General features: G+C 74.9%; 3 protein-coding genes. 1 reads left to right on the plus strand and 2 read right to left on the minus strand.

Translation table 11 applies throughout. The features are described from left to right. Positions 1–3,917, plus strand: a 3,917-nt coding sequence (locus HG543_RS50580) for an RCC1 domain-containing protein (protein WP_169352162.1), incomplete at its 5' end; no start/stop codon positions are given. Between the two features lie 25 nt (positions 3,918–3,942). On the opposite strand, the gene HG543_RS50585 is transcribed toward HG543_RS50580, so the two are convergent. Continuing rightward, on the minus strand, positions 3,943–4,917 hold the full coding sequence (locus HG543_RS50585) for a TIGR02996 domain-containing protein (protein WP_169352163.1): 975 nt from the start codon (positions 4,915–4,917) through the stop codon (positions 3,943–3,945). Beyond that, a partial coding sequence (locus tag HG543_RS50590) for a reverse transcriptase family protein (protein ID WP_169352164.1) occupies positions 4,914–5,961 on the minus strand: 1,048 nt, incomplete at its 5' end. The genes HG543_RS50590 and HG543_RS50585, both read right to left, overlap by 4 nt.

Consider the following 5,961-nt stretch of genomic DNA (forward strand, 5'->3'; position numbering starts at 1 on the left):
AGGTGGTGGGGGTGGCGGCGGGAGACTTCCACTCCCTGGCGCTGCGCGCGGACGGGACAGTGTGGACGTGGGGCGGCAACTCCTTCGGCCAGCTCGGCCGGGCGGGCACCCAGGACGATCCGGTCCCCGCGCCGGTGGAGGGCCTGACGCAGGTGGTGGCGCTCGCCGCGGGCTACGACTTCTCCGTGGCGGTGCGTGAGGATGGGACGGTGTGGACGTGGGGCGGCAACGGCTCCGGGCAGCTCGGAGACGGCACCTACACCCAGCGCTCGCTCCCCAAGGAGGTGGCCAACCTCAACGCCATCACCCAGGTGGCCGCGGGCACCTACCACGTGGTGGCGATGCGCACGGACGGGACGGTGTGGACGTGGGGCAGCAACACGTCCGGGCAGCTCGGCGACGGCACGCGGACCGACCGCGTCTCGCCGGTGCAGGTGCCGGGCCTGACGGACGCGAAGGCGGTGGCCGCACAGGACTCCGGCTCGCTGGTGTTGCGCAAGACGGGCGCCGTGCTGGCGTGGGGCTACAACACCCACGGGCAGCTCGGCGACGGCACCACCACGGACCGGCTCTCTCCGGTGGCCGTGCGGGGCGTGGGCGCGGTGACGGCGCTCGCGGCGGGAGCGCAGCACGCGGTGGCCACGCGCGCGGACGGGACGCTCTGGTCCTGGGGCGGCGGCTCCTTCGGGCAGCTCGGCCACGGCGGCTCCGAGCGGCACCTCTCCCCGGAGCCGGTGCTGCGCCTGGTGGGCGTGCAGTCGCTCGCCTCGGGCAGTTTCCACGCGCTGGCCTCGCTCGAGGACGGGACGGTGTGGGGCTGGGGGCGCAACCTCTACGGGCAGCTCGGGGATGGCACCACCACCGAGCGCCACGCCGCCGTGCGCGTGCCGGTGCCCGGCTTCGTCGTCTCCGTCGCCGCGGCCACCCACCACTCGGCCGCGGTGCGCCTGGACAAGACGGTGTGGACGTGGGGGCGCAACGCGTCCGGGCAGCTCGGCGACGGCACGCGGACCGACCGCGTCTCGCCGGTGCAGGTGCCGGGCCTGACGGACGTGGAAGCGGTGGCGGCCGGCGGCAGCCACCTCCTGGCGCTGAAGACGGACGGCACGGTGTGGGCCTGGGGCTACAACGCGCAGGGCCAGCTCGGCGACGGCACCACGGTGAACCGGCTCTCGCCGGTGCGCGTGACGGGGCTGACGGAGGTGCGGGCGGTGGCCGCCGGCAACAACTTCTCCCTGGCGCTGCGCAAGGACGGGACGGTGTGGGCGTGGGGCGAGGGCTTCGAGGGGCAGCTGGGTGACGGCGCGGGCGTGCAGCGCATCGTCCCGGTGCGGGTGCCGGAGCTGACGGGCGTGGTGGCGGTGGCCGCGGGCGCCGCGCACGCGCTGGTGGCGCGTGACGACGGCACGGTGTGGGCCTGGGGCGACAACGCCGACGGCCAGCTCGGCGACGGCACGTGGACGGACCGCTTCCGCCCGGTGCGGGTGCCGGGGCTGGAGGGCGTCACCGCCGTCAGCGGGGGGCGCTCTCACTCCGTGGCGCTGCGGGCCGGTGGCACCCTGAGCACCTGGGGCTACAACGGCTACGGCCAGCTCGGGGACGGCACGCTGGCCTCGCGCGAGTCGCCCACGCAGGTGCCCGGCGTGTCGGGCGTGACGTCCGTGAGCGCCAGCCACCTGCACGTGCTCGCGTTGCGCCAGGACGGCACGGTGCTCGCCTGGGGCTACAACCGCTACGGTCAGCTCGGCCTGGGTACCGCGAGCTGGAGCGGCACGCCGGTGCCGGTGCGGGGCTTCGGCCGGGAGGCGCGGCTGGCCGTGGGGCGCGCGCACGCGCTGGTGGTGCGCGGCGATGGTTCGGTGCTGGCGTGGGGGCAGAACACGTCGGGCCAGCTCGGCGACGGCACCACCATCCACCGCGCCGGGCCCGTCTCCGCGCGGGGCGTGCCGTGCGTGCGCGGCGTGTCGTCCGGCCTGCAGCACACGCTGGCGCTGGCGTGTGACGGCACGGTGTGGGCCTGGGGGGCGAACGGGCGGGGGCAGCTCGGGGATGGCACCACCACCGCGCGCGCCATGCCGGTGCAGGTGCCGGGGCTGTCGGCGGTGGTGGCGGTGGCCGCGGGCGGGGAGTCGTCCATGGCGCTGCTCGCGGACGGCACGGTGTGGAGCTGGGGCTCCAACTCGCAGGGGCAGCTCGGCGACGGCACGACGAAGGACCGCCTCTCGCCCCTCCAGCTCAAGAGCCTGAGCGGCATGGCGTCCGTGGCCCTGGGCGAGACGCACGGCCTGGGCGTGGACGCCAACGGCGTGGCGTGGGCGTGGGGCGCCAATGGCTCCGGTCAGCTCGGCGATGGCACCACCACGTCCAGCCCCACGCCGGTGCGGGTGCGGGGATTGGAGGAGGTGCAGACCGTGTCCGCGGGGCGTGCCTTCTCGCTGGCGATTCGCGCGGACGGCACGGCGTGGGCCTGGGGGACGAACCCGTCGGGCCAGCTCGGCGACGGCACCAACATTCCCCAGAGCCTGCCCAAGCACATCCAGGCGCTGGAGAACGTCGTCGGCCTGTCCGCGGGCGCGCACCACGTGCTGGCGGTGACGGGCGATGGCACGGTGTGGGCCTGGGGCGACAACACGCTGGGCCAGCTCGGCAATGGCACCTGCACGTCGGTGATGGTGCCCCGGCAGGTGATGGGGCTCGCGGACGCGGTGGCCGTGGCGGCGGGCGAGCAGCACTCCGTGGCGTTGCTGCGCGACGGGAGCCTGAGCACGTGGGGCAGCCATGAGTACGGGCAGCTCGGCGAGGTGGCCTCGGGGCCGCGCCTGGTGCCGGTGGAGGTGAAGGTGCAGGGGCCCAAGATTCGCCCGGCGGTGCTCACGGTGCGCGCGTGGCACCAGCATGGCCTGGTGCTGCTGGCGGACAACACCGTGCACGCCTGGGGCAACAACGCCCACGGGCAGCTCGGGGACGGCACCACGGAGAGCCGGGCGGCGCCCGCCGCGGTGCCCGGGCTGTCGCAGGTGGAGCAGGTGTCATCGGGCGCGTACCACTCGCTGGCGCTGAGGGCGGACGGCACGGTGTGGGCGTGGGGCGGCAACGGCTTCGGCCAGCTCGGTGACGGCACCACGTCCACGCGCACGACGCCGGTGCAGGTGGTGGAGCTGACAAACGTGGTGGCCATCGCCGCCGGCAGCTACCACTCGCTGGCGGTGCGCGCGGACGGCACGGTGTGGGCGTGGGGCTACAACGGCTTCGGTCAGCTGGGCGAGGGCGGCGCCGTCGAGCAGAGCCCCGTGCCGGTGCGTGTCGTGGACCTCGAGGGCGCGAAGGCGGTGGCGGGCGGTGAGCACCACTCGCTGGCGCTGATGGAGGACGGCACGGTGTGGGCGTGGGGCCACAACGCCTACGCGCAGCTCGGGGACGGCTCCACCACGACGCGCCTGTCTCCGATGCCGGTGATGGGGCTGACCGGGGTGGAGGAGGTCCAGGCCGGCCTCTACCACTCGCTGGCGCGGCGCTCGGACCGGACGGTGTGGGCCTGGGGCGACAACAGCCTGGGCCAGCTCGGCGGCGGCACCGCCAAGCCCCGCCTGACTCCGGAAGTGGTGGCGAGCCTCTCGGGAGTCACGTCCATTGGCGCCGGGGCCCGGCACTCGTTCGCCGTGACGGAGGATGGACGCCTCTGGTCCTGGGGCCGCAACTCGCACGGCCAGCTCGGCAACGGCGAGAGCGCCACCCGCTACTCGCCCGTGCCCGTGAAGGGCCTGGCGACGGCGAAGTACGTGTCCGGCGGCGCGGACTTCTCCGTGGCCATGTTGTTGGACGGCACGGTGATGGCGTGGGGCTCCAACCTCCACGGCACGCTCGGCGTGGGCATGCCGGGGCATCGGCCCCACCAGGGCCCGGTGACGCTGCCCTGACGCGGCGGGCGCGCGGGGCGGGCCGTCAGAGCCGCAGCCCCGCGCCGAGCCGCTTGCGCAGCGGCTCCAGCTCGCGCTGGTCCAGGTCCATGTCCAGCAGCTCCAGCCGGCGCAGCTTCGGCAGCGCCTTGGCGGAGCGGAACTCGAGCGCGCCCTCCTCGCTCAGCTCGTTCTTCGACAGCTCCAGCCGGGTCAGCTCGAGGAGCGTCTTGCTGCGCGCGAGCGCCTGCGCGCCCTCGTCGGAGAGGGCGTTGCGGTTGAGCGCCAGCAGCTGGAGCGTGGCGAGCCCCTTGCCGCGGGCCAGCGCCTGGGCGCCCTCGTCGGACAGGCCCGTGCCGGAGAGGTAGAGGCGCTCCAGCGCCAGCTTCCCCTTGGCCAGCGCCTCGGCGGTGTCGTCGGACAGCTCGCTGCTGGCGACGCACAGGGAGCGCAGGCCCCCGAGGCCCGGGCTTCCCGCCACGGCCCGCAGGGCCTCGTCATCCACGCCGGCCAGCGTCAGGCCGCGGAGCTTCGAGGCGTGGGGCGCGGCGGCGAGCGCGCGCGTCGCCTGCTCCACCGCGCCACCCTCCAGGCGGAGGTAGCGGACCTGCTCGAACCAGGGCTGCCCGGCGGCGAGCGCCAGCCCCTTTCCGTCCCGCGTCTCCACGTGCAGCCGGTGCACCGGCTCGCGCGTGAGCAGCGCCTGGCCGTGCCTCGCGAGCTGCTCCTCGGACAGCCGTGTCTCCTCGACGAAGCCGCGGGTGAAGCGCGCGTCGTGGGCCTGGGCGTCGCGCAGTGGCTTCAGCCATCGGTCGCCGTGGGCCTCCAGCAGCGCCGCCACGCGCCGCTGGAAGTCCCCGCGGCGGGCCGGGTCCAGGCGCCCCGTCAGCGCGATTTGCGCCTGGATGAGCTCGGCGCGGGCATCGTCGGTGGCGCGCAGGAAGTCCGAGCAGACCAGGCGCGGCTCGTCGTTGGTGGGGTCCGCGGCGATGCGCGCCAGCAGCGATTCGTAGGTGTTCATCGGGCGAGCAGCTCCTTCACCTCGCGCTGCCAGCGCTCTCCCAGCTCGGGGTGCACCATGCGTACGTAGGCGGCATAGCCCTGGAGCCACTCGGCGAAGTCCGCCCGGCCGCGCGCCTGTGACTCCACGCCGTGCTGGCGGCAGTTGGCGAGGATGGCCTTGAAGCGGCGGCGCTCCTCGCGGGGGATGGAGACCTGCTGGTTGACGGTGAGGCCCGTCACCCGCTGGCGGCCGCCCTGGCGCATGACGCGGCGCTTGGCCGCGTTCTCCGCGAAGCCCTCCTGCTGGAGGATGGAGTTGACCCACCAGAGGAAGCGGCCCAGGCGCTCGGGCGGCTCGCGGAAGGAGAAGGTCAGGTCATCCGCGTAGCGCGTGTACTTCGCGCCCGCCCGCTTCGCCAGCGCGGTGAGGCGCGCGTCCATGCGGCGGCAGACGAGGTTGGCGATGGCGGGCGATGTGGGCGCGCCCTGCGGCAGCACGCCGGGCCACGCCACGGTGCCGTCCTTCAGCCGGGCCCGCCACGTGGTGAGGCCGGCGAGCACGGAGGAGACCTCGTCGCCGTAGCCATGCGCCTCGAAGAGGCCCTTCACGCGCCGGTAGTGCACGGTGGGGAAGAAGTCCTCCACGTCCACGCGCACCACCACGGTGGAGCCCACGTGCGGCTCGGCGTTCGTCACGGTGGAGCGCCCGGCCACGAAGCCATGCACGGCGGGGTGCGTGGGCAGGTGCGCGAGGATGCCGTCGAGGATGGCGCGCTGGACGGCCTTGAGCTTCGCGCGCGGGGCGCAGAGGCGGCGCACGCCCCCGGAGCGCTTGGGGGCCTCGAACTCCACGTAGCCGGAGCCGGACTCCGAGCCCGGGCGCATCAGCGCGTCCAGCTCCGCCGCGTCCACGCCCACGAGCTTCGCCACGTCCTCGCGCGTGTGGAGCACGGGCAGCGGCCCGGTGGAGGGGGGCTTGCGCTTCACCCGCCCGCCCATGCCGGGGGAGAGGCCGAAGTTCCAGCCGGTGGGGTTCCACCCGCCCATGGCGTGGGGGTGGGAC

Origin of the sequence: Pyxidicoccus fallax (genome assembly GCF_012933655.1) — a bacterium.
Lineage (GTDB): Bacteria > Myxococcota > Myxococcia > Myxococcales > Myxococcaceae > Myxococcus > Myxococcus fallax.